The organism is Nostoc sp. FACHB-190, from assembly GCF_014696905.1.
Taxonomy (GTDB): Bacteria; Cyanobacteriota; Cyanobacteriia; order Cyanobacteriales; family Nostocaceae; genus Nostoc_B.
In genome coordinates this window covers 1-3,696 of record NZ_JACJQW010000104.1, presented here as the reverse complement: position 1 = coordinate 3,696, position 3,696 = coordinate 1, and the positions used below count along the sequence as shown (strand labels likewise).

General features: G+C 39.0%; 4 protein-coding genes. 2 read left to right on the top strand and 2 right to left on the bottom strand.

Features of this window, described 5'->3' with window-relative positions:
* Window positions 1–102: 102 nt before the first annotated feature.
* Window positions 103–312, bottom strand: a complete 210-nt coding sequence (locus H6G28_RS36300; RefSeq protein WP_190678245.1) for a sigma-70 factor domain-containing protein — start codon at window positions 310–312, stop codon at window positions 103–105.
* Window positions 313–507: 195 nt separating this feature from the next.
* Here H6G28_RS36300 and H6G28_RS36295 point away from each other — a divergent pair, with 195 nt between their 5' ends.
* A complete protein-coding gene (locus H6G28_RS36295; RefSeq protein WP_190678242.1) occupies window positions 508–1,557 on the top strand; it encodes a J domain-containing protein in 1,050 nt (349 codons plus the stop codon).
* A 125-nt stretch (window positions 1,558–1,682) separates the two neighbouring features.
* Here the strand turns inward: H6G28_RS36295 and H6G28_RS36290 are convergent, their stop codons facing one another.
* Window positions 1,683–3,020, bottom strand: coding sequence for a hypothetical protein (locus H6G28_RS36290; RefSeq protein WP_190678238.1), 1,338 nt, complete (start codon window positions 3,018–3,020; stop codon window positions 1,683–1,685).
* A 180-nt stretch (window positions 3,021–3,200) separates the two neighbouring features.
* Here H6G28_RS36290 and H6G28_RS36285 point away from each other — a divergent pair, with 180 nt between their 5' ends.
* Entirely contained in the window at window positions 3,201–3,431 is a 231-nt protein-coding gene (locus tag H6G28_RS36285; protein WP_190678235.1) for a hypothetical protein, read from the top strand.
* Window positions 3,432–3,696 lie beyond the last annotated feature (265 nt).

Genomic DNA, 3,696 nt, shown 5'->3' with positions numbered 1-3,696 from the left:
TGAAATGCCTGAGCCTATTTTATTAAGTCAGATTTTTGCCAAGCTTACTTCTTTAGGACGTATTCATCCCGTTTCTACAGGTGTTGAACCCTCGTAAATTGGCTACGGTATTGTTTTATTGACAAAATTAGCTACTTCAGAGGATGTTGGTTGGCGATTTAATTGTTGACTTAATTGCTGCTGTTGCTGCTGTAGGGCAATCATTTGTTGTACAAGTCTTGCATAAGTTATTTCTTGCTCAGAGGTTAATAACGGGAACTGACCAATTTCTTGCAAATAGACGCGTACTGTGTCGGAACTTAAGCTGGACATACAACTTTATTACTTCTCCACTCATTAGACGGACTCAAAATTATAAATCAAATACCCTGACGAAAATCTCATCTCAGGATTGGATTTCTATGCAGCGATCGCGCTTGTTTTCAAATTTGCCTATTCCTGTATCATCAATGGAGTGTCTTGATATATGTATCACTCTTTTCACTTGAAAAACAGCATAAATCTTCTATGTCTCGACGAACTGCTACATCTTCATCTCCTTCTACTGTTGCACAAGGACTGGCTCTTTCCGAGTTACATTTGCGCTTACAATTTTTAGAGAAAGAACACCAATCAATCCTTAAGCAAATTAAAAGAAAGCGAACTGAACTAAATAACTTTGTCGAAAAGTCGCGTTCTTTAGCCACAGAGGTAGTACATCAAACAACTTCGAGCTTCCAAAAAATGGCTCAAATCGACCAAGAAATTCACGCTTTGTTTGAAACTATCTTTGCTACTCGAAAATTTGGTAAACAAACTCTTAAGAAAATACAAGCAGTTTATCGTCAACTACAATTTGCCGGAATTATCAGCATCAAATCCGATACAGAGCAATTCCAGCAAGAGCCAAATAAAGAGTTTTCATCTACGGAAGAAGATTTCTCCACTCAATCTACCGAAAATTCTCATCAAAATCAACAGTGGCCAGCACAAGAAACTACCTCTTTTGGGGCTGGGGCTAGAACCGAAACACAGCAAAAAATTCGCTCCACATTTTTGCGGTTAGCGGAAATCTTTCACCCGGACAAGGCACAAGATAGCGAAACACAGAAATATCATACCCAAATTATGCAGGAGATAAATATTGCCTACCAAGAAGGAGATTTAGCAAGACTGTTAGAAATTGAATCTCGTCAGCAAGTTGGGGAAACGATTAACCCTAATAGTGAAGATGATTTAACTCGCAAATGTCGCCATCTAGAACAGCAAAATCAAATTCTTCATTCTCAATATGAAAACTTGAAACGAGAACTACGTTTAGCCAAAAATACACCAGAAGGAGCAATGGTTTCTAGCTCTCGCAAAGCAGCCAAGCAGGGCATTGATGCTGTAGCCGGGATGGTCGAAGCAATTGAATCTCAAATTCAAGCTGTTTCTCAAATCAGGGATTTTGTCAAAGATTTTCAACAGCAGAAACTAACTATTCAAGAATTTCTCTCTGGCCCAGTTTCTCTGTATTCTTCTGAAGAAGAATTACTCCAAGATATTTTGGAACAGATGTTATCACAATTAATTTAATAAAAACTTGTTGATTAACAAACTCTTGTACAAGTTGGCTTTCTTAATTGCGAATTGCGTGCTTCGGATCAGGGCGGGAGCATCGTTGCGTTAGCGAGTCCACGAGCGTCCGCCGCGAATTGTTATTAGTCTGGTAGCAACTTAGAATCCCAAATGTACAGTCCTTTTTCTTCTGGCACTCTAGAAAATCTGCCTGAGCGATAACCCCGTGACAATTCGTTCAGCACTCCTGGTCTGACTTGTTGCAATTGCTCAGGCGTGAGTTCTCCATATAGTTGCTTGACAACTTCAGCCACATCAAAAACTCTTCTCGGATTTTGTTCTAATAACAAACTAATCGCATCAATCAAAAATTTGCCTTCAAACTCTCCTTGCATCGGAATAACATTAGTTTTCGCCTGTGGAGATGGTTTTCTGGCTTGACTTTGATTTGGCTTAGACAAACTATCGTTGCTGAGATTTGCTTGCGCCTGGGGGCCGGGTTTTTGCTCCTTCGTTTGGCTCTTTTTAGAAGAACTACCCTTGCGAGAATTGTTGAGTAATTTCAAATCTATGGTGTAGTACCCTGGCTTGCCCGGAACTAGCGACCATTTCTTGCTTTCTCTGCCTTGAGTCAGCGTTGATTGAACTCTACCTTTGACTACTTTCCAAGCTTTTGGTTCTAACTCGCCATACAGCGATCGCACCACAAAATCTATATGACATACACTACCTTTATGCTGCTGTAACAGTTTTTCTATCGCTTCTATACGCCTTAGAGAGTGATATTCCTCTAGCATCGGAATATCTTGCCCATACAAGGATTTATCTGGCGTAGTGGTGGTTTCCTCTTGCTTGGTAAACTCGGCAACTGGGGGTTCATCTTCTTGGGGTAATGGCTCAGTCGTATCCAGTTGGGCTATTTCACTTGCTGCTGTTAGAGCGTCGTTACTGTCGTCTTTGATGTCGCTTTCTTGAGCAGTATTATCTTCTTGTGTTGTTGCGGCTGATTTTTCAGTATTAGTAAACTCCAGAGTTTGTGTTTCAACTTGAGAACTATCAAAGCTATCATCTGAGAATACATCTTCTTCAGCAGTAACTATTAGCTGAGTTTCTTCTAATTGCGAGTTGATATCTTCTTGATTCTCAGTAGAAAATACCTCTGCTTTTATGTTGTCTACCAGTGATAATTCATTATCCTGAGTTTCTGATAATTCTGTTGCCGTTTTCAAGACATCAACGCTATTACCATTGCTGCTTTCTTGAGCGGGTACGGTAAATACTTCTTCTGCTACTTCTCTAAAAAAGCCATTGTTATTCACCTCTACGGTCACAGGCCAGTTCGACAACAACGCTTCTACGTGATTTAGGTTGTCTAAAGCTTCTCGATACAATTTTCCATACTCTTCTACCAGTGGCGCATAGTAGTTCCTTATTTCTAATAATGTCGAGAGAAATTTTTCTGGGGGCGGCTGTATCTGCATTTAACTACTTATACAACTTTAGATTTTTTATTATAGAAAATAATCCCCTCATTTGACAATTATATATTATGACTTAGAATGTAAACCTGGCTTTAATAGTTTTACTGCCTTACTAGTCTTCAACCGCTTCGCTAATTAAAGGTGAAAACAGTAAGTTACAACAGACCGAGGAGTAAAATAATGAAAGCTTCTTTAATTGCAACTATTACTTGTATCTTAACAGTTTCGTCTGTTAATTCTATCGTTCTGGCTGGTTCAAATCGGAGAACTTTAGATAGCAGAACAGTAATTACAACTTGCAACAACAATAGCGGCAGATCAGAAACTCAATTTCAACTAATCTCGTCCAGAATGTTTCTGTATAATCAGTGGAAAGAGAGAGAAATCATCGTATCTTTTCCTAAATTATAACTTGTGGGTAATTAAAATTTTAAGCCAATCTTTGAATAGAGTGGCTGTTTTCATTTGCCCTTCAATAAAAATAACTTTTTGAGAAAACCTGCTACGCAAAACATGAGTAAAAATCTGTTGGAGAATACACTCATGTTCATAAAAACTATTTGGACAACTCTCATTATTTCTTTGTTGTTACCGGAAATAGCAACTGCCGCAATCAATAGAGATACTTTGGGCGGTGGCGCATTAGGAATCGCCCAATGCCAGCATATTCGAGGTG

Excerpts from the sequence above, each read along its gene's own strand:
- H6G28_RS36300 (WP_190678245.1), bottom strand. The coding sequence starts at position 312 with ATGTCCAGCTTAAGTTCCGACACAGTACGCGTCTATTTGCAAGAAATT.
- H6G28_RS36295 (WP_190678242.1), top strand. The coding sequence starts at position 508 with ATGTCTCGACGAACTGCTACATCTTCATCTCCTTCTACTGTTGCACAA.
- H6G28_RS36290 (WP_190678238.1), bottom strand. The coding sequence starts at position 3,020 with ATGCAGATACAGCCGCCCCCAGAAAAATTTCTCTCGACATTATTAGAA.
- H6G28_RS36285 (WP_190678235.1), top strand. The coding sequence starts at position 3,201 with ATGAAAGCTTCTTTAATTGCAACTATTACTTGTATCTTAACAGTTTCG.